Annotated in this window: 18 protein-coding genes and 2 pseudogenes; 11 read left to right on the top strand and 9 right to left on the bottom strand. The window is 71.2% G+C overall.

The features are described 5' to 3' along the window. Positions 1 to 70: 70 nt before the first annotated feature. Entirely contained in the window at positions 71 to 2167 is a 2097-nt protein-coding gene (locus BS83_RS19900; protein WP_051943410.1) for a histidine kinase, read from the top strand. A gap of 276 nt (positions 2168 to 2443) precedes the next feature. Next, complete coding sequence (locus BS83_RS45550; protein WP_157597249.1) at positions 2444 to 2587, top strand: hypothetical protein; 144 nt, start codon at positions 2444 to 2446, stop codon at positions 2585 to 2587. A 61-nt stretch (positions 2588 to 2648) separates the two neighbouring features. Here BS83_RS45550 and BS83_RS19905 read toward each other — a convergent pair whose 3' ends face one another. From BS83_RS19905 to BS83_RS47625, 3 genes are all read right to left on the bottom strand, one after another. After that, the gene (locus tag BS83_RS19905) at positions 2649 to 4436 is read right to left on the bottom strand and encodes a multicopper oxidase family protein (protein ID WP_051943412.1); all 1788 of its coding nucleotides are present in this window, start codon (positions 4434 to 4436) and stop codon (positions 2649 to 2651) included. 93 nt (positions 4437 to 4529) lie between these two features. Beyond that, positions 4530 to 5171 (bottom strand): maleylpyruvate isomerase family mycothiol-dependent enzyme, encoded by a 642-nt coding sequence (locus BS83_RS19910; RefSeq protein ID WP_037605042.1) that lies wholly within the window; start codon positions 5169 to 5171, stop codon positions 4530 to 4532. An 89-nt stretch (positions 5172 to 5260) separates the two neighbouring features. After that, positions 5261 to 5596, bottom strand: a complete 336-nt coding sequence (locus tag BS83_RS47625) for a TauD/TfdA family dioxygenase (RefSeq protein WP_332262400.1) — start codon at positions 5594 to 5596, stop codon at positions 5261 to 5263. On the opposite strand from BS83_RS47625, the pseudogene BS83_RS45555 reads away from it, so the two are divergent. Further along, positions 5483 to 6277 (top strand): annotated as a pseudogene (locus tag BS83_RS45555) (aminotransferase class III-fold pyridoxal phosphate-dependent enzyme); the annotation flags it as partial. The gene BS83_RS47625 and the pseudogene BS83_RS45555 sit on opposite strands and share 114 nt — an antisense overlap. Positions 6278 to 6284: 7 nt before the next feature. On the opposite strand, the gene BS83_RS19920 reads toward BS83_RS45555, so the two are convergent. After that, entirely contained in the window at positions 6285 to 6878 is a 594-nt protein-coding gene (locus BS83_RS19920) for a hypothetical protein (RefSeq protein WP_037605043.1), read from the bottom strand. Positions 6879 to 7140: 262 nt separating this feature from the next. Here BS83_RS19920 and BS83_RS19925 point away from each other — a divergent pair, with 262 nt between their 5' ends. The 7 genes from BS83_RS19925 (at position 7141) to BS83_RS19955 (ending at position 15062) form a co-directional block, all read left to right on the top strand. Further along, complete coding sequence (locus tag BS83_RS19925) at positions 7141 to 7725, top strand: SigE family RNA polymerase sigma factor (protein ID WP_063774197.1); 585 nt, start codon at positions 7141 to 7143, stop codon at positions 7723 to 7725. Next, positions 7725 to 8768, top strand: coding sequence for a hypothetical protein (locus tag BS83_RS19930; protein ID WP_157597251.1), 1044 nt, complete (start codon positions 7725 to 7727; stop codon positions 8766 to 8768). Before BS83_RS19925 ends, BS83_RS19930 begins: the two co-directional genes overlap by 1 nt. 300 nt (positions 8769 to 9068) lie before the next feature. Further along, entirely contained in the window at positions 9069 to 9911 is an 843-nt protein-coding gene (locus BS83_RS19935) for an ATP-grasp domain-containing protein (protein ID WP_051943418.1), read from the top strand. Between the two features lie 46 nt (positions 9912 to 9957). Further along, complete coding sequence (locus BS83_RS19940) at positions 9958 to 10353, top strand: nuclear transport factor 2 family protein (RefSeq protein WP_037605045.1); 396 nt, start codon at positions 9958 to 9960, stop codon at positions 10351 to 10353. 207 nt (positions 10354 to 10560) lie between these two features. Continuing rightward, positions 10561 to 11997, top strand: a complete 1437-nt coding sequence (locus BS83_RS19945) for a lamin tail domain-containing protein (RefSeq protein WP_408641019.1) — start codon at positions 10561 to 10563, stop codon at positions 11995 to 11997. A gap of 152 nt (positions 11998 to 12149) precedes the next feature. Further along, positions 12150 to 12674: a DinB family protein gene (locus BS83_RS19950; RefSeq protein ID WP_037605046.1), complete on the top strand. Its 525-nt coding sequence runs from the start codon at positions 12150 to 12152 to the stop codon at positions 12672 to 12674. A gap of 219 nt (positions 12675 to 12893) precedes the next feature. Continuing rightward, positions 12894 to 15062, top strand: a complete 2169-nt coding sequence (locus tag BS83_RS19955) for a putative Ig domain-containing protein (protein ID WP_051943420.1) — start codon at positions 12894 to 12896, stop codon at positions 15060 to 15062. A 444-nt stretch (positions 15063 to 15506) separates the two neighbouring features. Here the strand turns inward: BS83_RS19955 and BS83_RS47630 are convergent. From BS83_RS47630 to BS83_RS19970, 3 genes and pseudogenes are all read right to left on the bottom strand, one after another. After that, a pseudogene (locus tag BS83_RS47630) lies at positions 15507 to 15578 on the bottom strand (hypothetical protein); the annotation flags it as partial. A 154-nt stretch (positions 15579 to 15732) separates the two neighbouring features. Continuing rightward, on the bottom strand, positions 15733 to 16230 hold the full coding sequence (locus tag BS83_RS19965) for an SPW repeat domain-containing protein (protein WP_037605048.1): 498 nt from the start codon (positions 16228 to 16230) through the stop codon (positions 15733 to 15735). Positions 16231 to 16771: 541 nt separating this feature from the next. Continuing rightward, complete coding sequence (locus BS83_RS19970) at positions 16772 to 16969, bottom strand: DUF4177 domain-containing protein (protein WP_037605050.1); 198 nt, start codon at positions 16967 to 16969, stop codon at positions 16772 to 16774. Positions 16970 to 17328: 359 nt separating this feature from the next. Here BS83_RS19970 and BS83_RS19975 point away from each other — a divergent pair, with 359 nt between their 5' ends. Beyond that, positions 17329 to 17964, top strand: coding sequence for a hypothetical protein (locus BS83_RS19975; protein WP_157597252.1), 636 nt, complete (start codon positions 17329 to 17331; stop codon positions 17962 to 17964). On the opposite strand, the gene BS83_RS19980 is transcribed toward BS83_RS19975, so the two are convergent. Both BS83_RS19980 and BS83_RS19985 read right to left on the bottom strand, forming a co-directional pair. After that, positions 17911 to 18459 carry a DUF4262 domain-containing protein gene (locus BS83_RS19980; RefSeq protein ID WP_037605052.1) on the bottom strand — a complete coding sequence of 183 codons (549 nt, stop codon included), beginning with the start codon at positions 18457 to 18459 and terminating at the stop codon, positions 17911 to 17913. The genes BS83_RS19975 and BS83_RS19980 overlap by 54 nt on opposite strands. A gap of 1343 nt (positions 18460 to 19802) precedes the next feature. Continuing rightward, on the bottom strand, positions 19803 to 21041 hold the full coding sequence (locus BS83_RS19985) for an IS256 family transposase (protein WP_037605053.1): 1239 nt from the start codon (positions 21039 to 21041) through the stop codon (positions 19803 to 19805). Positions 21042 to 21337 lie beyond the last annotated feature (296 nt).

Here is a 21337-nt window from a genome sequence, read left to right on the forward strand (position 1 = left end):
TCATGCGGTCGGGACGGGCGCCCGCCGAGCATGGCCGCACAGGGCACAGGGCCACCCCGAGGAGGGCCGGATGCGAACAGCGCGCACAGCGACCACGACGACCGCAGCCGCCGACGACCCGGCCACGTCCGCCGACGCCGCCACGGCGCTCACCGCCCCGGGCGGCGCCGCGCCAGGCGGAGCCTACGGCGTCTGCGGGCTCACCCTGCTCTGCGGAGCGGGCTGGGTGCTGCTGGCCCTCACCCACCTCGACGACCCGGTCCGCAACCCCGACATCCCGCTCGACTGGCCCTCCCTGCTGCTGGGCTTCGGCCTGGCCCTGTCCGGGCTCTTCATCCTGGCCCACCGGGCCGGGCAGGGGCTCGGCCGGCTCCTGCTGGCCTCCGGCTTCCTGCTCACGGCGGACCTGTTCCTGCACCTCGTGCTCTCCGTCGCCGGGGCAACCGCCCCGTGGTCCGGTCTCGGCGCCGCCGTCGAGCTGGTCACCACCGCGGTCTTCGTCTTCACCATGTACGCCGTGCCGCTCTGGTTCCCGCAGGGACGCCTGCCGGGTCGGTGGGGGCGCGCCGCGGCGGCCGTTCTGGCGCTCTGGTCCGCCACGCAGGCCTACCTCGACGTGGCGGGCACCGACGGCTGGTACGGCGTGGACAACCCGCTGCGGCACGGCTGGTGGGGCCGGCTCCACGCCGCGGTCTCCGACGCCCTCGGCCCGCGCGTCGTCTGGCTCGCTCCGGCGATCGTCCTGGTCAACGTCGCGTTCGCCGCCGTCCGCTGGTGGCGGACCCCTGAGCGCCGACCGCGCCAGTGGACGGTGCCGGCCCCCTACGCGTTCTGGATGGTCCTCAGTCTGGTCGGCTACCACCTGCCCTGGCGGGGCACCGGGTACGACGTCTTCTACGCGGTCGTCTCGGCGGCCTGGCCGCTCGCGATCGGCTACGCCTTCGCCCGCGACCGCTCCTGGCAACCTGACCGGGCGAGCCGACGCGCCCTGACCGGCTTCACCCTCGTCGGCGCGCTGGTCATCGGCTACTTCGCGCTCGCCGTCACGCTGCCGAAGCTGCTGCCCGGCGCGGACAGCGGCGGCGCGCAGCTGATGTCCCTGTGCGCGCTCGCCGTCGGCATGCTGCTGCAACCGACCGCCCGCGCGGTCAGCCGGGCGGTGGAACGGTTCTACTACGGCGACCGCGCGCGCCCCTACCAGGTGGCCCGCGACCTCGCGGAGCGCCTCAGCCGCGCGCCAGGCCCGGCGGAGGCGCCGCCGCTGCTCTGCGCGACGGTCGTCCGCGCGCTCGGCCTGCCAGGGGCGCGGGTCCTGGTGACGACCCGCGGCGGGCCGCGCGAGCTGGCCGCACAGGGCGAGGTCGGGGCGGCCGCCGAGGTCTTCCCGATCAGCTCGGAGGGCGCGGTGATCGGCGAACTCCACGCCCCGCCCCGCTCCGGCCAGGCCGCGCTGGACCGGCAGGACCGCACCGTGCTGCGGTTCCTCGCCGACCAGTCCGGGCCCGCGCTCGCCCAGCTGCGGCTGAACGAGGAGCTCCAGGCGAGCCGGAAGCAGCTGGTGCTGGCCCGCGAGGAGGAACGCAAGCGGCTGCGGCACGATCTCCACGACGGCCTCGGCCCGACCCTCTCCGGGCTGCGCCTGCTGGTCGACACGGCGCGCAGCGACCTGCCCGAGGACTCCGCGTCCGCGGCATCGCTGCGGGCCGCTTCGACCGGCATCGGCACCGCGATCGACGAGCTGCGCCGGATCACCGACGGCCTCGCCCCGGCCGAGCTGGGCCGGGTCGGCCTGACCTGCGCCCTGCGCGAACTGGGCAGCCGCCTGGACGACCGCCGGCTGCGCATCACCGTCGATCTCGACCCCGACCCGCTGCCTCCGCTGCCCGCCGCGGTGGAGGTGGCCCTCTACCGGATCAGCGGCGAGGCCCTGCACAACGTGCTGCGGCACTCGGGGGCGACCAGGGCCAGGCTGTCCCTGCGGGTTGCCGCGGACCAGGTCTCCGTCGAGGCCAGCGACGACGGTGCGGGCTTCCCCTCCCACAGCTCCCCGGCCGGCGTCGGCCTCCGCTCCATGGCCGAACGCGCCGAGGAACTCGGCGGCACCTTCTCCGCCACGAACGACCCGCACGGCGCCGTCGTCCGCGCAACGCTCCCCCGAACCTGCTGACCCGCCGGTCGCCTCCAGGGGGCGCGGTCGCATCAGCCGGGGGTGCCCCCTGCGACGAACTGCAAGGCCTCACCGAACAGCGCCTCCCCACGGTGTGGTCTCTCGCGCCCGCGCGGTGCATCGGCCGGGCCTCGCGCCCCTCGGGGCGGACGGACCGCCCCGGCAGAGCGGTCCCGGCCCGATCCGGGACCACGGGCTCATGACGACGGGACGCGTCCGCGGCGATAGTCGAACCAGTCCCACGGTCCGTTCCCCGTTCCTGAAGGAGGACCTCCCATGTCGGTCCCGACCGAGCCCGTCCACCCGTCCCGTTCGCAGTCCGAGGAGCCGGAGCACGAGACTCCGCGGCCCGAGGAGCCCCGCGAGCCGCGTGAACCGCATCCCGACGAGGACACCTGGCCCAACCGGCCGCACCACTGATCCGCACGCGCCGAAGCCGGCCGCCGCAGTCGTCCCTGCGGCGGCCGGCTTCCTGGTGCGCTCACATCGGCATCGGCATTCCGCCGCCCTGGAGGTCGAGGACCGGGCCGGGCGAGACCGTGAACGGGCGCATCATGCCGTCGTCCTCGTGCTCCAACAGGTGGCAGTGGTACATGTACCGGCCGGTCGATCCGCTGAACTGACCGCCGATCCTGACCAGTTGGCCCGGCGGCACCTGGATCACGTCCTTCCAGCCCTGGTCGCTCGGCGCGACCTCCAGCGTCGAGCGGTACCCGACCGGCGCGCCGGGCGCCGTCCCCCCGACGGACTGCCGGAAGCCGGAGACGTCCCAGCTCTCCCTCGCGAGAGCCTGGAAGCGGATCAGGTGCAGGTGCACCGGATGCAGCGCGACACTCAGGTTGAGGATCGTCCACACCTCCCAGCCGTCCTGCCGGACATGCCAGTTGAGCGTCTCGTCGAACTCCTGCGACAGCCGCCGGTAGGTGCGCAGCACGCCGTCCGCGCCCAGCGTCTGCACGACTCCGTCCGTCGCGGCGGCCAGCGCGCTGTGCGGCACCTCCTCCATCTCCCAGAGCCGGAAGCTGCCCTGCCTGTTCGGCGCGAGCACCAGCATCCGGTGCATGTGCGGTTCCGGCAGGCGGTCGTGGTGCAGCCGGGCGTAGGACGCCGCCAGTCGCGGCGGCAGCGTGAACGTCGAGGCGGGCGGCTCGTCGGCCACGCGGAACTGCAGCACGTCGGGCTCCGGCAGCCGCTGGTCCGGCCGGGGAACCCCGACCGGCGCACCCGCCGCGAGCGGGACGGCCGCGTAGGGCTCGGGCGCGGAGTCGACCAGCCGCAGCGTGCGCGCGCCCAGCGCGCCGAAGTCGACCAGCAGGTCGGCCCGTTCGGCCGGGGCCAGGGCGAGTCCGCCGTCCGGGAGCGGGATCGGCGCGCCCAGCAGCCCGGCGTCGGTGCCGATCTGCCACACGGCGTCCGGCACCCGCTCGCCGGTCCCTTCGTCCACCAGGTGCAGCCGGTAGGTCCTGGCGTTCGAGGCGTTCAGCACGCGGAACCTGTACCAGCGGGCCCGGACCTCCAGATACGGCCAGATGACCCCGTTGACCAGCGTGTACGGGCCGAAGAACGGCAGCGGCCCTGCCGTCTTGTGCAGCAGTTCGCCGGTGAAGGCGCCGTCGTCGCCGAGCGCGAGATTGCGGTCGCACAGCACCAGCGGGATCTCGTACGCGCCGCCGGGCAGCCCGAGCGCGTCCTCCTCCTCGTCGCGGACCAGGTACATCCCGGCGAGGCCCGCCTGGACGTTCAGGCGGGTGATGCCCATCGCGTGGTCGTGGTACCAGAGGGCGGTGGCGGGTTGGTCGTTCGGATACTCCGAGAGCTGCGACTCCCCCGGCAGCACCGCGTTCTCGGTCCAGCCGTCGTTGCCGCCGCCGGTCCGCGCGCCGTGCAGGTGCGTGACCGTCCAGGCGGGCAGGCCGGCCGCGGCCTTGTCGACGCCGCCGGGATCGATGCCCGGCTCGTTCTCGGCGGGCGGCGCGCTCTCGGGGACGTTCCCTTCGACGACGGGGAACGGGGTGTCGATCTCGTTGGTCCAGGTGACGCGGAGCCGCCGGCCACGGCGCAGCTCCAGCGTCGGACCGGGGAACTCGCCCCCGTAGGTCCACAGCGGCGTGGGCGGCAGTTGCGCGTGCAGCCGCTGCCGGGCGGAGGTCAGCCGGACGGTCAGCTGCGGGCGGGTGTCGCCCGGGCGCGGCCGGAGCACGGTCGGGATGCGGAGCGGGTCGAGGAACTTCGTGAGCCTGGGCGGGGTGGGGCCGGTCGGTGCGGGCATGGCGAGCCTCCTGAGGATCGGGACAGCGCCGATCCTGCGGCGCCCCCTGTCCCGCCCGCATGGGCCACCGGTCCCTTCCGGTCCCGCTTCGCCTCAGCCGATCCTGCCGCGGAGCAGTGCCACACCCTCGCCGGTGAGGTCGTCCAGATGCGGCTTCCGCCCCGTCATCACCATGATCAGCGACAGCAGCGGCCCGCTCGCCTCGGGTCCGTCGCCGTGCGTCCAGGAGGCGTCGGCGGCCGTCAGCCGTACCCCGGCGATCCTGTTCTTGGCGCCGATCAGCAGGTTCGACCCCTTGAAGAAGTCGGCGACCCGCACCAGCGCCTCCTCCGGGTAGGCGCGCCGCAGGCCGAGGGGTCGCCGGATGTCCTCGGGGTGCACGACGGCCTCGCCCAGCATCGCCTCCACCGGCCCCGGCGGGGCGCTGGTCCGGTCCAGGGCCGCCCGGAACGCGGCGAGCGTCTGCGCCGGATCGTCGGCGGTGTGCGCGGCGACGCCGGCGGCGGAGAAGTCGTTGAACTTGAACCTTGCCGAGGCGAACTCGCGGAGGAACCGCGTCGGGGTCATCATCGCGGTCGACAGCATGTGCCCGAGCACCTGGTGCACGCTCCACTCGGTGCACAGCGACCGTGTCCGCCACAGCTCCGGGTCCGACCCCGCCGCCTCCAGATCACCGAGCAGAGCCCGGCGCTCCCCGTGGATCAACGGCCACGGACTGCCTCCGGCACCGGCCATCGTCGTCACCCCGTTCCTGCTTCGGTGGGTGCACAGCCTTCACCTCAGCAGTAACACCACCACGCCAGGAGCGCGACTCGATCCGCCGGTCAGCGGCCCGCGAGCCGACTCGCCCGCGGGCCCGCGTCCTCGCGCAGGACGTGACCGGGCAGCCGGACCGGATCGCCGAGCACGACCACGACCTCGCGCTCGCCCTCGTACGGGTCCCTGCTGTGCGCCGTGCGCAGGTTGTCCACCAGCAGCAGGTCCCCCGCCCGCCAGGGCTCCCGGCGGGCCGCCCGCGCATAGGTGGCGTTGATCGTCTCCACCACGTCCTCGGGAATCGGTCGAAGCGAGCGGCGGCGGGCGTCCCGCTCGGGCACACGCTCCGGCTGCCGTACTGCGGCTTCGGCGACGGCGTCTCCGGGCTCTCCCTGCTGGAGCACTACCTCCGCGACAGCGGCAGCGGCGTCGAGCTGCCCGCGGCGGTGATCGTCGAGACGGTCCAGGCGGAGGGCGGCCTGCTCGTGGCCACCACGGCCTGGCTGCAGGAGCTCGCCGAGCTCTGCGCCCGCTGGGGCATCCTGCTCATCGTCGACGACATCCAGGTGGGCTGCGGCCGCACCGGCGGCTTCTTCAGCTTCGAGGAGGCGGGCATCGTCCCCGACCTCGTCGTGCTGTCGAAGTCCATCAGCGGGTACGGCCTGCCGATGGCGCTGACCCTGCTCCGCCCCGACCTCGACGTCTGGCAGCCGGGCGAGCACAACGGCACCTTCCGCGGCAACTGCCTGGCCTTCGCGACGGCCACCGCGGCCCTGCAGAGCTACTGGCCGGACCGCGACCTGGAGAAGCAGACGGTGGCCCGCGGCGAACACGTCCGCCTGCGCCTCGGCACGCTCGGTCTCCCCGTCCGCGGCCGGGGTCTGATCAACGGTCTGGTCCTGCCCGACCCGGCCCAGGCCCGCGCGGTCTGCGACGAGTCGTTCCGGAGGGGCCTGATCGTGGAGACCTCGGGCTCCTCGGGCGAGGTGGTCAAACTGCTGCCGCCGCTGACGATCCCCGACGCCGACCTGGACGCCGGCCTGGACACCCTCTGCGTGGCCGTACGGGCGGTGCAGGCCGCCTGACGACGGCTCAGGCTCGGGGCGGGAACGTGACCGACCCCGGGCCCGTTATCACGATCGCCTGGCCCAGAAAGGCGCTGCTGCCGTCGCACGGCCTGCCCGCGCCCGCCCTGTCGACCTCGTCGAGCGTCAGTGTGAGGGTGAACGAGCCGCTGACGTTCCGGTACGCGCCGGTGCCCGAGCCGGACACGACCGGCACCCGCTCCGTGACCGCGACGCTGCCCGAGCAGGTGGTGCGGTTCGTGGGGAAGCGCTCCGCCATGGCGGCGACGAAGGCCCTGTCCATCGCGGCGATGTCCAGCCGAAAGGCCCCGTGCCCGAGCCGGAGGCTCAGCTGGCCGGAGTGGTCCGGGTCGACACTGCCGTCGGGGTGGACGCTCACCGCCTGCCCGTAGTCGCCGATCGCCCCGGTCAGGACCACCGCCTCGGTGGGCCCGTCGTTGTCGCTGTACGCCGTCAGATGGACGGCGGAACCGGCCGCGGCGGAGGCCGAGGCCTTCGTCGGCGCACCGGCGGCCGACGAGCAGCCGGCCACGGCGAGCACGCCCAGCAAGAGCGCCGCCGCCGCGACGGCCGCGGCCGGACCTCGTACACGCGGACCCATGGTGATGCCGCCCCCTCAGGTCGGACCCTGCCCTGCCCTCCCCACTCTTCTCCTGCGCAGGCGGCCGGGGAATCAGGGAAGCCCCCGGTCCGTCCCTGATCGACCCCTGATCGAGCCCTGAGCCGAGCCCTGACGAGGGGCCCTGCGCCGAGCCCCCGCCCCCGCCGCCTCCGGCCCGCGGCATCCGATCCGACTTTCTCCGCGCCGGGATGCAACCAAAACGGCGGTCGCGGCATCAAGTCTGCGAACCAGGAGGTGAGGCATGGCAGTTCGAGCCAGGGAACGACGCGACGAGGAGTTCGCGGAGTTCGTGGCCACCAGATCGACGTGGCTGCGCAAGCTGGCGTATCTGATGGCCGGTGACTGGCACCGGGCGGACGACCTGACGCAGGTGACCGTGACCAAGCTCTACATGCGCCGGCACCGGCTCGGCGGGGTGGAGAACCTGGACGGGTACGCCCGCACCACGCTGGTCAACACGTTCCTGGCCGAGCGCCGCTCACCCTGGTCCCGGGTGCTCCTCGGCCGCGCCGAGGAGGAGACGGCGAACGCCGCGCCGGTCCAGTCCTCGGATCTCGACGCGTCGCTCGACCTGCGCGCCGCGCTGGGCCTGCTGCCGGACCGGCAACGGGCCGTCGTGGTGCTGCGGTACTTCTGCGACCTGAGCGTCGAGCAGACGGCCGAGGCGCTCAACTGTGCCTCCGGCACCGTCAAGAGCCAGGCCGCCCGCGGCCTGGACTCCCTGCGCCGCGCCCTCGACGGCGAACCCGACGTCGGGCACGACACCCCGGGCCCGACCCACCCCACCGGCAACTCCGTTGCCGAACACGCAGGATGGAGGCCGTGATGCTCGGGCAGGACACCACCGACTGGGAGGCGCGGCTCGCGGACCGCCTCCACCGACTGGCCGACGCGCCGGCGCCGCCCAGCACCTTCGACGCCGAGCTCGCCCGCCGCCGGGGCCTGCGCGGGCTGCGGGTGCGCAGGGCGGTGGCGGTGTCCGGCGCGGCCGCCCTGGTGGGCGCGGCGGCGCTGGCCGGTGCGGCGGCGCTCGGCGGGCGGTCGGCCGCCCCGCGGGTTGAGATCCCGCAGCCGGCCGACCGGCCGGTGCACAAGGACGATCCGATGAAGACGCAGCTGTCGTTCGGTTGGCTGCCGTCCGGGGCGACCAGCGTCGAGCGCGAGACCGACGGGTACTCCTACACCGCCACCGCGCTCAGCCCCGGCGACCACGACCTGCACGTGACCGCCACCGTCATGGCGGCCGACGGCGCTGCGCCGAGCTTCGACATCTCGTCGTCGCCGCCCCCGGGCGGCACCCAGGTCCACCCCGTCATGACCCCGGGTCCGACCATCGGCGGACAACCGAGCACCTGGGTCAAGCTCAAGCCGACCACCGTGTACACCACTCTCAGCTGGCAACTCGCCGACGGTCGCAGCGTCTGGATCCAGGCCACGGAGACCCCGGTCGTCGACCTGAAGTCCCTCGTCACCCAGATCGCCACGCACCTCTCGCTGGGGGCCGCGCCGCAGGCCGTCCCGATGCCGTTCACCGTCGCCGGGCTGCCCGCCGGGGCGCAGCTGGTCGACATCGGCCTCACGGACCCGGACCCCGGCCCGGACGGGCGCGGCTGGCGGGTCACGGCGAGCTTCACCACGGGGAAGCCGGCCGACTCGGAGATCGAGTGGCAGATCGCCCCGCGCATCGAGGGAGCCGCTCCCCTCGCGTCCGGCGCGGGCCACCGCTGCGTGACCAAGGTCGGCCTCGACCTCTGCGTCAGCGGTCGCGGCGCCGCCCTCGCCGCCGTCGGCGGCCTGGACGGCCTCCTCGACCGGATCACCCTCCTGGGCCCGGACCGCCTGGCCTGGACCACCGACGTGCTCCGCTGACCGCCGCCGGACCGCCCCGGCCGCGCGAAGGCGCTACCGGGACGCTCCCGGCACCCCGCCCCGGCCGGGGCCGGCCTCCACGTGGGGAGGGGCCGGCCCCGGCCGCTCCCCACGGACGACAAACCGTTCGTTACCGCCGCCGCTCCCCGGCTACCGTGATCGACGCCGAACCCGAGTCGACAGGCGCGCGTCCGACTCGTAGGCCGATCCCGCCCCACCGAACCCCGATCCAGCCCCACCGATCCCCGATCCAACCCGGAAGCGAGCGCACTCGATGTCCCACGAGTTCCGGCCCGCGTCGTGAACGCGCCCGTCCTGCTCACCGCCGGGCAGCCGACCGGCACCAGCACCCTGCTCGCCGAGACCGCGGCCCGCCGTGGCCTCGGCCACGCCGTGGTGACCCCGGAGACCGCCGCGAGGCTGGCAGGGCGCACCCTGCACTGGTACGGCGGCCCCCTCGCCGCGGACCGGTTCCTCGCCTCCGCGCCCGGCTGCGACCTGGCCCTGCTCGAACCGCACGACGCCTGGCTCGCGGAGCTGCCACGGGAGTTCACCGGTCGTCGGGTCGAGCTGACCACCCTGTCCGACGCCTGGGGCTCGACCCGCCCGCAGTTCGTCAAACCCCCGAGCGACAAGCAGTTCCCCGCTGCCGTCTACGCCGACGGCAGCCGGCTGCCCACCGGCGGCGAGCGCATCGACCCCGACACGCCGGTCCTCGTCTCCGAGGTCGTCACCTTCGCCTGGGAGTACCGGCTCTTCGTACTGGACGGTGCGCTCGTCACCGCGAGCCGCTACGCCCGCTTCGGCCGCCTCGACGTCGCCGCGCTCGGCGCCGACCCTCACGAGCCGGAGGTCCGCGCCTTCGCCGCCTCCTTCCTCGCCGCCTGTGCCGGCTCGCTTCCCAGCGCCACCGTCGTGGACGTCGGCCTCGTCCAGGACCCGGACAGCGGCGTGGACCGCTGGGCCGTCGTGGAGGCGAACATGCCCTGGTTCGCCCACAGCTACGCCGCCGACCCCGACTCCGTCCTCGACGTCGTCCTGCGTGCCACCGGCCCGCTCGGATCGGTCTCCGCCCACGACCGCGGCTTCCTGCGATCCCGGTCCGGCCCCGATGGCACCGCCGCTCGACCGGTGGCAGGCTGATACACGTCAGCCACACTCCCGCAAGTCGAGGAAGGCGGCGATCGCCATGGCTGAACACCCGCACGCCGCGTTGATCCGTCGCGGTTACCAGGCATTCTCCGAGGGCGACATGGAAACCCTCGGCACACTCATGACCGCGGACGTGACGCATCACGTCCCGGGAACCCACCACCTGTCCGGCGACCACAAGGGCCTGTCGGCGGTGCTGAACTACTACGGGCAGTTGGCCGCCGAGTCGAACGGGACCGTCCACGTGGAGCTGATGCACGTGTTCGTCGACGGGCGCGGACACGCGATGTCCGTCAGCCGCCTCTCCGCCGAGCGGGCCGGGAAGAAGATCGAGCAGATGGGCGGGATCGTCTTCCGCATCATCGGCGACAAGGTCACCGACCTCGACGAGTGCCTGGAGGACGTCGAGGCCTCGAACGAGTTCTGGGGCTGAGCAGGGAAACCCCGCAGCACCCTGACTCTTACCGGCTATTTACTACAACTGGGCGATATCCGGCGGAAACTGCGACCGGACCAAGGGGCCGTCTTACACAGTTCACCGAACGCTTACCCACCGTCCCGGAGTTGTTGATCAGTGGCGGGCAGTCTCGCGCAGGCCTGATTGTCGATCGCCCCCACCAACTCCAGGGACGGACACACCGTGACCGAAGCGCGCACCCCACTGTGGCGCCGCACCTTCCGCCTGCCCCTCGCCGTCGTCGCCGGCTCCCTGCTCGCCGCCGGCGTCTTCGTCGCGAACCCGGCCCACGCGGCCGCGACCGACGACATCCGGATCAACGAGGTCGTGACCACCGGAAGCATCAACGACTCGATCGAGCTGTACAACAAGGGCACCGCCGCCGTCGACGTCTCGGGGTGGATCCTGAAGGACAACAACAACAGCTCCAAGTACAAGATCGCATCGGGCACCACGCTCGCCGCCAACGGCTACGTGGCCTTCGACGTGCACAGCTCCTTCGGCCTCGGCTCCAGCGACTCGGCGCGTCTCTACCTGGCCGACGGCACCACCCTGGTCGACAGCTTCACCTGGACCAGCCACTCCAACCCGTCCTGGTCCCGCTGCGCCGACGGCACCGGCGCCTTCGTCCAGGCCACCGCGATCACCCTCGGCGGCCCCAACGCCTGTGGCAGCGGCTCCGGTTCGGGCGGCGGCATCACCGCCGCAGCCTGGCCGGGCAGCAATACCGTCTCCACCGCGGACGCGTCCAACGTCTTCGGCCAGGACCTGAGCGGCCTCTACCAGGAGGGCTCGGTCATGTGGGGCGCACAGAACTCCGGCAAGCTGTGGCGGCTGGTCCGCGACGGCTCCGGCGGCTGGACCCCGGACACCACCAACGGCTGGACCACCGGCAAGACGCTGCACTTCCCCGGCGGCACCGGCACCCCCGACGACGAGGGCGTCACGCTGACCGGCGCGGGCTCGGCCGGCGGCGTCTACGTCTCCTCCGAGCGCAACGCCGACTCGTCCGGCACCAGCCGCCTCTCCGTGCTGCGCTACGACGTCAGCGGCACCGGCACCACGCTGAACGCCACCCAGGAGTGGAACCTCACCTCTGACCTGCCGGCGACCGGCGCCAACCTCGGCCTCGAGGGCGTCACCTGGGTCCCGGACAGCTACCTGACCGGCGCGGGTTTCAAGGACCAGTCCACCGGCGCGGCCTACGACCCGACCCGCTACGCCTCGCACTCCGCCGGCGTCTTCTTCGTCGGCGTCGAGGGCAGCGGCATGGTCTACGGCTACGTCCTCCAGGACTCCGGCGCGTTCACCAAGGTCGCCACCATCTCCAGCGGCATGGCGGGCGTCATGGAGCTGCAGTGGGAGCCGCAGGCCTCCCGGCTCTGGGTCGTCTGCGACGACACCTGCAACGGCGAGCACCGCACCGTGCAGGTCGACGCGACCGGCGCCTTCGCGCTGACCGCGATCTACAACCGCCCCAGCGGCATGCCCGACTACAACAACGAGGGCTTCTTCCCGGCCCCGGCCGACGAGTGCGTGTCCGGCTCCAAGCCGGTCTACTGGTCGGACGACTCCAACGACGGCGGCCACGCGATCCGCAAGGGCACCATCACCTGCTGATCCCGCGTCCCCGGCCCTGCTCCCGGCCTGCCCCGGTCGCCGTTCCGGCTCCGGGCCCGGCCTGAGACGAGCGGCGGGCCGCTCCCCCGGCGAGTTCCGAGGGAGCGGCCCGCCTCCGTCGTTCCGCCGCCCGGTCGTGGCACTCTCGTGTCGTGAGCAGCAGCCCTGTACACAAGCCGGAGCGCGACGAGGCCGACCCCGCACTGCTGCTCCTGGGCTTCCTCGACTTCCACCGCGCCGCGGTCGAGCGGAAGATCCGCGGGCTGGGCGAGGACGAGCTGCGCACCAGCCGCCTGCCCTCGGGCTGGTCGCCCCTGCAACTCCTCAAGCACCTCGTGTTCATGGAGCGGCGCTGGCTGGTCTGGGGCTTCCTGGCCGAGCCGCTCCCCGATCCGCACGGCGACGAGAACGCCGAGGGGAACTGGCGCGTGCTACCCGAGGACACGGCCGACACGCTGCTCGCCGCACTGCACGAGGGCGGCGCCAGGACCCGGGCCATCGCCCGCCGCAGCGCCCTCGGCGACGTCGCCCGCACCGGCGGCCGCTTCCGGCCCGGCGACCCGAAGCCGCCGCCCACCCTGGCCTGGATCCTCTGCTACGTCCTGCAGGAATACGCCCGCCACTGCGGCCATCTGGACGTCGCCCGCGAGCTCGCCGACGGCGACACCGGCGAGTAGCGGCAGCCTGCGCCCGTGGCACCGGGCGGCCATCAGGCGGCTGAACTGGACCTTCGCCTGCCCGTCGTCCGGCCGGGCGGCTCCGACGGGCTGATGCGGTGTCACGTTCCTGTCACTGCACGCATCTTCCCTCACTCCCAGTGGTGGCAACAGAATCCGCATGTCCAGTGTGTCGGGACACCGACACCACCGGTACCGCTTCGCATGTCAGGAGAAGACATGTCCGTACTGGCTCGAACAGGACCAAGGATTCTCGGCGCAGCCCTCTCAGCAGCACTGGCGTTAGCCACGCCTGCCTTCGTCGCCGACGCCCAGGCGGCCGCCCACCCGCACGCGCCGCAGGTCGCGCCCAGCATGACCAAGATCAGTACCGATCCGTACTCCGACGCCCAGGCGCAGCACGCCACCGAGGTCGAGCCGGACACCTTCAGCTACGGCAGCACCGTCGTCTCCGCCTTCCAGGTCGGCCGCGTCTCGGGCGGCGGCGCGTCCAACATCGGCTGGACGACCTCGACCGACGGCGGCCAGACCTGGACCAACGGCTTCCTGCCCGCCACCACCGCCAACACCGGCGGCCCGTACGGGCAGGTCAGCGACGCCTCGGTGGCCTACGACGTCAAGGACAACGTCTGGATGGTGTCCTGGCTCGGCATCGCCCCCAGCGGCAACGTTGACGTGGAGCTGAGCCGCTCCACCGACGGCGGCCACACCTGGGGCAACCCGGTCACGATCTCCACCGGCACGTTCGACGACAAGAACTGGACCGTCTGCGACAACCACTCGGCCAGCCCCTACTACGGCCACTGCTACACCGAATACGACGACGCCAACGCCGGCGACGCCGAGCACATGCGCACCTCGACCAACGGCGGCGCGTCCTGGGGTTCCCAGCTGAGCCCGGCCGACAGCCCCAGCGGCCTCGGCGGTCAGCCCGTCGTCCAGCCCAACGGCACCGTCGTAGTGCCGTTCTCCTCGGCCAGCTCGAACGCCGAACGCTCCTTCACCTCGACCAACGGCGGCAGCAGCTGGGGCTCCAGCGTGCTGATCGCCACCGTCTCCCACCACACCGTGGCCGGTCTCGAGGACGCCGCCAACGACATCGCCACGCTGTCACCGCGCGACACCCTGCGCGAGAGCCCGCTGCCGTCGGCCGAGATCGACTCCTCGGGCAAGGTCTACGCGGTCTGGTCCGACTGCCGCTTCCGCAGCGGCTGCCCGAGCAACGACATCATCATGTCGACCTCCACCAACGGCACCACGTGGAGCACCCCGGCCCGCGTGCCGATCGACGCCGTCACCAGCACGGCCGACCACTTCACGGCCGGCATCGGCGTCGACCCGAACAGCTCCGGCAGCACCGCCAGGATCGGGCTGACGTACTACTACTACCCGAACGCCTCCTGCACGGACACGACCTGCCAGCTCGACGCGGGCTACGTCTCCTCCACCGACGGCGGCGCCACCTGGACGCCCGCCGTCCAGCTGGCCGGCCCGATGACCCTGGCCTGGCTGCCGAACACCTCCCAGGGACGGATGTTCGGCGACTACATCTCCACCTCCGTCCTCGCGGGCGGCAACGCGGTCACGGTGATCCCGATCGCCCACGCCCCCAGCGGCAGCACCTTCGACGTGGGGATGTACGCGGCGTCCGGCGGCCTCCCGGTCGGCAGCGGCTCGACGGGCAACACCGTGACCGTCACCAACCCGGGCAACCAGACCGGCACCGTCGGCACGGCCGCCTCCCTGCAGCTGAGCGGCACCGACTCGGGCGGCCTGACCTTGACCTACTCGGCCACCGGCCTCCCGGTGGGCCTCTCCGTCTCCTCCTCCGGCCTGATCTCCGGCACGCCCACGACGGCGGGCAGCTCCACCGTCACCGTCACCGCCTCCGACAGCACCGGCGCCTCCGGCTCCACGTCCTTCACCTGGACCGTCAACCCGGTCGGTGGCGGCAACGGCGTCCTCAACGGCGGCTTCGAGACCGGCAGCTTCTCCAACTGGACCACCACCGGCAACGCCGCGGTGACGGCCGGCGCGGCGCACAGCGGCAGCTACGGCGCGATGCTGGGCCTGACCACCCCGTCCAACACCTCCACCGCGGCGCAGACCTTCACCGCCCCGGCCGGCACCACCAAGCTGTCCTTCTACTACAACGTGACCTGCCCGGACACCGTCACCTACGACTGGGCCACCGCCACGCTGAAGGACAACACCTCGGGCACCACCACCACCGTCCTGGCCAAGACCTGCGTCTCCAGCTCCGGCTGGGTACTGAAGACCGCCACCATCACGGCGGGCCACAGCTACACGCTGACCCTGACCAACAAGGACGACAACTACCCCGGCGACCCGACGTACACCTACTACGACGACATCACCACCTCCTGATCGCACCCTGATCCCCTGATCGAGCGGCGGGTCCCCTGTCATCCCGTATCCCGGGGGGACCCGCCCCTCGGACGACGACCGAGCGGCTGTCAGGACGGCCTTGATCAGAATGTCGTGGGCCCTGCCCACCATGAGCAGTTTGGGCAGCTTTCCCAGGTAGCGGACGGCGACCAGGATCAGCAGGGCCCCGATCACGATGGTGAACAGCGGACCGAGGGTGCTGCTGACGTGCGTGGTCGCGTGGATCACCTCGTGCTCCACCGGTCTGGTGGCCCGGATGAAGTTGAAGTGGGCCGGATTGGGGATCCAGCCGGTGCCGTACAGCGCATTGGCCAGCGCCCCGCTGACGTGTTTCAGCGGATGCCAGATCGGCTCGATCGGGAGGAAGATCAGCAGCGCGAGCCAGTTGTAGAGGTCATGGACCGTCGGGGCGCCCAGGCTCGTCGTCACCGTGGTTCCGACGTTCGCACCCAGAATGATGGGGATCGCGCCCTGGATGGACGCGCCCGAGCCCACGGCGGTGACGGTGATGGCCGACGTCGTGGTCGACGACGGGATCAGGACCGTGTGACCGCCGAGCCGCCGGAAGCGGTTCGGCCGTCGACGTGACGCCGGGGCGACCATCCGCGGGCTCAGCTCACCGCGGCCCGCGGCCCCCGGGCGCCTGTCCCTACGCCTTGGCCTTCTCCTTGGTCTCGCGACTCACGGGGGTCGCCTTTGCGCTCTGGAGGGCCCGTTCGGAGATCACCAGCGCCACGCTGCTGTATACGGCCAGAAGGATCAGCACTCCGCCGGTCACGATGTCCGCGACGGCCGCCTGGCCGGCTTCGGAGTAGTGGGAGTAACCCACGGCGAAAGGCGCGATCACCAGCCAGGCGCCCGCCAGACCGATGATGACGTCGCTGACTCTGGTGGGCTCACGCAGCAGGCGGCCCATTCCGTTGAGGACGGCCACGATGCCCACCATGACCTCGTTGAGGTGGGCCTCCTGAGCCTGGTACGTCGTCGGGTAGTCGAGCACCGCGATCGTCGTGAACAACCACACGCCGATCAGGATCAGCGGATAGCCCAGAGACTCCCGCTGGTCCGCCCACCACAGGTGACGCGGTGGCTTGACCCTCTCCAGACCGACGATCTCAGGTGCGCGGGTTGTAGTCACAAGCGCCATGACAGCCCCTCTGGCTCGGACGACAGGGCACCGCTCGCCGCAGCCCTTCCGGCCCGCGGCGGGCGATCCTTCGTACTTGGATTGTCACCCGCTACTGATCACCACGCCCGACGAGCGCTGCCCACCCCCGCTCCGCCGCCGCCCACGTCAGGCCGCCCGACACCATGCTCGCCGTGGGCCTTTTCGCTGGTGGGAGTGGCATTCGAACCACCACCTCGGACCGCGAGCCTGCACGCCTGCGGCGAGTCCACACCACGTAGGCTGCTCGCAGGAGGGGACGCCGGGCATCCTCGTCCCGGTCGTCCCACCGCGAGAGCGTCGTCGGCGCACCCGCTTCTGCGTTCGGCTCGCTCGCCTCCCCGAGGTCCCTCAGACGCTCCCCTTCGCACGAACCCCTCGGCGCGTCGAGAACGTACTCAGTGGGCGGCCAGGCCCGAATGCCAGGCCCCACCGAGAACCGTCAGCCGGAGAAAGCACGGCAGCAGCCATGAACGGCGGTTGGGTGTCGATCTGGGTCCCAGTTGCTTCCTGGGGGCGCCGGCTAGTCGACCGGCCGTTCGAAGGTAACGAAGATCCTCAAGTTATTGAGACCACTGCCTCCGGCCCTGGTCAGGAACTTCAACTGCCAACCCTGAGCCGCGTGTTCATTCAGGACTTTCTCCAACTTGTCGCCAGAGAGCCTGCGGCCGGCGTACTTCTCCCGTAGCTCGAGCGCCTTGTACTCATACCTCGCAGCCATGTGATCATTGTCCGGCAGGCACAGAAGGGCATCAACCGGACGAGCAGGCCAGCGCGCCGACATCTCCTTTGCAAGTCTTCCCGGGGCGGATCCCGCCTGAGCGGCGACGCCGCCACCAGCAAGGGAGCCGCATTCGTCCCCTCGATTGCCCGCGACTCCCCGTATGCGCCGCTGTCTCCTGGCACGTGGTGGCACGACCGGAGGAGTGGAGCATGGCTTGATGCGACTGGAGTGTGGAACCGCCCAGCTGCGGACCGAAGACAGGCAGCTGCTCGGGCATCACCATGAACCGCTGCTGACGCCCGACGCCAAGCGCGTGATCAGGCGACTGGGCGCGTGGCACCCCTATGCTCGCGCACGTGGAGGACTCGACGCCCTATCACCTCTGGCTGGCGGCAATCGACACACCAGTACCCGAGGCCGAGATGCGATGGCACTGGAGGATCAAGGACGACCCCACTCCCGTCCTCGACGCCGCGCTGACGAAGGCCGTCTACTTCTACCTCGGAACATGGACATTCGCCCACGACTCCGAACAGCCCCAGAGCGCGAGATGCCCCGCCCTTCGGATCGCCGACTGGCTGTTCTGGCGCGGAACCACACCCGAATACACGCTGCCGACGCTCGACCTGCGACTCTCGGCTGAGCTGACCGAGCGCTTCCAGCCCCGCGCCGATGACCTGCCGGCGGTGGCCGGAAACCCAACCGACTTCACAGCATTTCTCGCCGGTCACCATGGCCATGGCGTCCTGTCGATCGACGCGGACTCTGTACCCCAGGAATACCAGCGACGAGCCGACCTTGATTCCTGCCACCTGCGCGATCTGTCGCCCATTCCCCGCCAGTCCCCGGAGTGCCCCGCGCTTCCCCAATCGATCTGGCACGAATGTGGCACGGCGTTGCTACGGCTCGGCGCAGGCAGGCATTGTCGGCGGACTTGGTCAGAGCTCAGCCGTCCAGACCCCAACAGGGTGCTCGCCGGGCGGCAGCCATAGCTGAGGCTGCGATTCCCGATGCCCCCGCTCGACTTCTTGTTCCCAGTGAAAGCGGTCGTTCACATCCGGCCATGCCACCTGCAGGACCGGGAGGGGTGGCCGTCGGTAGAACCCTATTGCCCACCCAAAGAAGATCCGATACCAGCGAGGGTCGGCGTGCTTGAGTGCCACAAGCCGGTCGCGAACGACGCCCCGGTGCTCCTGTCCGTCAGCCAGGACCGTGCCTGACGCGACCTTCTCACCGAGCGCGTCGAGCATGCGGTACATCTCGTGGATGTCGAGCCCAAACATCGCGAGCTCAGGCGCGCCGTGCGCGTGAGCCAGGCCGATCGTGTAGGCGAACCCAGGGCCGATCTCATCCTCGGGAACCATCACGACGTGCCATCCGTGCTCCTGCACATGAGCGATGATCGTCCGATCGACCTGGTCTGCATCGTCCCGGTCACCGTAGTCATGGCACAGGATGCATCGGCACAGGAATGGATCGCTGGTCATGCGTGGAGAGTACGAGGTGGGCATTCGAGTCAGGCAGGCAGGCCCCGCATTCTGGCTCTGGCCTGAGTGGGGTGGTCCCTCCTCGATCGGGCAGCTCCGCCGAACCGGGGCCCGCGAGGAGCGGCTTTACAGACCGCTTGATTCTCCGGCTGGACTCCGTCCCTGACCAGCACCGATCGCACATTGCCCACGTCCGCTTCGGCTCCTGGCCCGCAGCTGGTCCGGATCATGGACTTCGCGCGCCTTGATCAACTTTGAACGAGAATCTCTGCCCCGCCGCACACGGAATCGGGGTCGTATGCCGCGCAGACTCCAGCAGAGCCGTCGGGTAGCTTCACCAGGTCCATCACGTCGGCCGGGGACACCACGTCAGGTAGTGGGCCGAACGTCAAGACTGCTTCTCCTGATTGGACGTTCCAGGTGCCCGCGTAGTCGCGGTAGGTCCAACCGTGTACATCCGGAACGGACGTTGGCCAATGCCGAGCCGTGAAAGTTCCGTCTGCGCCGAAAAGGATCGCGGTTCCGTCCGAGCCATGCCAGGCCCCGAGGATCTGGGCTGGGGTTGCGGTCTCACGCGCTGGCAGTGAGTCGGACGTCGCTATCAGGCGAAGCAGCAAGCCAAGGGCGCCCACGAGTGCGGCGGCAACGCCCCCCACCAATAGCAAGGTCCGTCGGGCAGGTTGACGTCGCCCTGGCGGGCGCCATGCCTCCCGCGAATCCCATCCATCGTCGGGTTCGTCGTTGCCTTTGCCCACAATCCCCCCAAGTGCCCCCGTCGCGGCCAAGCCCGCACCGCACCTGCACGACGTGCAGCTACGGCCATAATGGATCTCTGTTTGAACATGTTCAACTCCTGTGCGGATCTACGAGTCCGCGACTCCGGCATGAGCCGCAAATGCGCTGGCGGACTCGGCCCGGGTCCCGCCGTCGCAACGCCAAGGGGCGAGCTGGTCGGTTCCTCCTCGATCGGGCAGCTCTGCCGAACCGGGGTTCTCCCAGGGCCGCCGGGCTCACCGCGTGACCCTTGGGCTTGGCCTGGCGGCCCTGGGAGGTTCCCGGTACGCCTCCGGGGCTCGATCGGGGAGAAGCCACCCCGCGCCCCCACCCCACCACCTACCCGCGCTTTCGCCGCTGGCTGGCTCCTTGAGAGGGCCGGGGTTTGGGGCGGAGCCCCATGGCGCCCTCCATGCTGGTGGTGATGGTTGCCTCTGAGAAGACGGTGTCATGTTCGGGGAGCAGGGTCCTATGGTCGCTGCGTGCCTCCTGCTGAGGCTGCCCCCGGGCCCGCCGGTCACGTCCGCTGGCGTGGTGTATCGACGGCCAGTCGGTGATCTCTTTGCAGATTAGGCGGTGAGGGCGGTCGGGTTGGTGTCGTCGGTGGGTTCTCCCTCGATCGGGTGGAGGCGGCAGCGGCCGAGGATCTCGGACCCGATGTAGCGCCGTTGCTCGGCCCATTCGTCGCTCTGCTCGGCCAGGACAGCGCCGACCAGCCTGATGACGGAGGCTCGGTCGGGGAAGATCCCGACGACGTCGGTGCGGCGGCGGATCTCCTTGTTCAGCCGTTCCTGCGGGTTGTTGCTCCAGATGCTCTTCCAGACCGTGCGTGGGAAGGCGGCGAACGCCAGCAGGTCCTCGCGGGCGTTCTCCAGGTGCTCGGCCGCGGCGGGGAACTTCTCGTGCAGCGAGCCGATCACCTGACCCATCTGCTGATGGACCGCGTCGGCGTCGGGCTGCTCGAACACGGTCCGCAGCAGTGTGGCGACCCACGGCTGGGCCGATTTGGGGACCTGAGTCAGGAGGTTGCGGGCGTAGTGGGTGCGGCAGCGCTGCCAGCTCGCGCCGGGCAGGACCCCGGCGACGGCGTCGACCAGGCCTGTGTGGGCGTCGGAGACAACCAGCTTCACCCCGGCCAGGCCGCGGGCGACCAGGGACCGCAGGAATGCGGTCCAGCCGGCTCCGTCCTCGACGGTGGCGACGTCCAGGCCCAGGACTTCGCGCTGGCCCTCGTTGTTGACGCCGACGGCGACCAGGCATGCGATGTTGACCACGCGGCCGCCCTCGCGGACCTTCTGGGTCAGCGCGTCGAGCCAGACGAAGGTGTAGGGCCCCTGGTCCAGGGGGCGGTTGCGGAACTCCGCGACCCGCCCGTCCAGGTGCTTGGCCATCTCGCTGACCTGGGACTTCGACAGCTGGGTGACGCCCAGGGTCTCGGCGAGCTTCTCGACACGGCGGGTGGAGACGCCGAGCAGGTAGGCGGTGGCGACGACCGAGATCAGGGCCTGCTCGGCCCGGCGTCGGCGTTCCAGCAGCCAGGTGGGGAAGTAGGAGCCCGACCGCAGTTTGGGGATGGCCAGCTCGACGGTGCCGGCGCGGGTGTCCCACTCGCGCGGGCGGTAGCCGTTGCGGTGGTTGACGCGTTCGTCGCTGACCTGCCCGTATTCGGCGTTGCAGAGAGCGTCGGCCTCCGCGGACATGAGCGCGTCGGCGAACGTCTTGACCATCGCGCGCAGCAGATCGGGACTCGCCGAGGCCAAGTTCGCCTCAATCGTGGCGTGCAGGGGCAGACTGTCAGGTGCGGTCATCGTGCTGGTCTCCTTCGGGCTTAGACACCTCGAAGATCAGCCGATGGCCGTTCAACTATGCGGGCACCCAACCGATTCAGGAGCAAACCCCCGGATCAGGTGGAAACCCGTACACCATTTCCCAGGACGCAACCGGCCCGCCCCGGTCCGACCGGCGCCCTGCACGCACCCCGTACCCGTTCCGGCGGTGGGTGCTTGAAGCAAATCGTTGGTGAGCTCAGCCATGCAGTCCCAGACTGTTGATCCCCCTTGTCTCTTTCCTGTCCGAGGGGGAGGCCACCGCTGGCGTGCGCCCG

The organism is Streptacidiphilus rugosus AM-16, assembly GCF_000744655.1.
GTDB classification, from domain to species: Bacteria; Actinomycetota; Actinomycetes; order Streptomycetales; family Streptomycetaceae; genus Streptacidiphilus; species Streptacidiphilus rugosus.

Bases quoted from the DNA above. Each gene is read 5' to 3' on its own strand.
- BS83_RS19900 (WP_051943410.1), top strand. From the start codon at position 71: ATGCGAACAGCGCGCACAGCGACCACGACGACCGCAGCCGCCGACGAC.
- BS83_RS45550 (WP_157597249.1), top strand. From the start codon at position 2,444: ATGTCGGTCCCGACCGAGCCCGTCCACCCGTCCCGTTCGCAGTCCGAG.
- BS83_RS19905 (WP_051943412.1), bottom strand. From the start codon at position 4,436: ATGCCCGCACCGACCGGCCCCACCCCGCCCAGGCTCACGAAGTTCCTC.
- BS83_RS19910 (WP_037605042.1), bottom strand. From the start codon at position 5,171: ATGGCCGGTGCCGGAGGCAGTCCGTGGCCGTTGATCCACGGGGAGCGC.
- BS83_RS19920 (WP_037605043.1), bottom strand. From the start codon at position 6,878: ATGGGTCCGCGTGTACGAGGTCCGGCCGCGGCCGTCGCGGCGGCGGCG.
- BS83_RS19925 (WP_063774197.1), top strand. From the start codon at position 7,141: ATGGCAGTTCGAGCCAGGGAACGACGCGACGAGGAGTTCGCGGAGTTC.
- BS83_RS19930 (WP_157597251.1), top strand. From the start codon at position 7,725: ATGCTCGGGCAGGACACCACCGACTGGGAGGCGCGGCTCGCGGACCGC.
- BS83_RS19940 (WP_037605045.1), top strand. From the start codon at position 9,958: ATGGCTGAACACCCGCACGCCGCGTTGATCCGTCGCGGTTACCAGGCA.
- BS83_RS19955 (WP_051943420.1), top strand. From the start codon at position 12,894: ATGTCCGTACTGGCTCGAACAGGACCAAGGATTCTCGGCGCAGCCCTC.
- BS83_RS19965 (WP_037605048.1), bottom strand. From the start codon at position 16,230: ATGGCGCTTGTGACTACAACCCGCGCACCTGAGATCGTCGGTCTGGAG.
- BS83_RS19970 (WP_037605050.1), bottom strand. From the start codon at position 16,969: ATGGCTGCGAGGTATGAGTACAAGGCGCTCGAGCTACGGGAGAAGTAC.
- BS83_RS19980 (WP_037605052.1), bottom strand. From the start codon at position 18,459: ATGACCAGCGATCCATTCCTGTGCCGATGCATCCTGTGCCATGACTAC.
- BS83_RS19985 (WP_037605053.1), bottom strand. From the start codon at position 21,041: ATGACCGCACCTGACAGTCTGCCCCTGCACGCCACGATTGAGGCGAAC.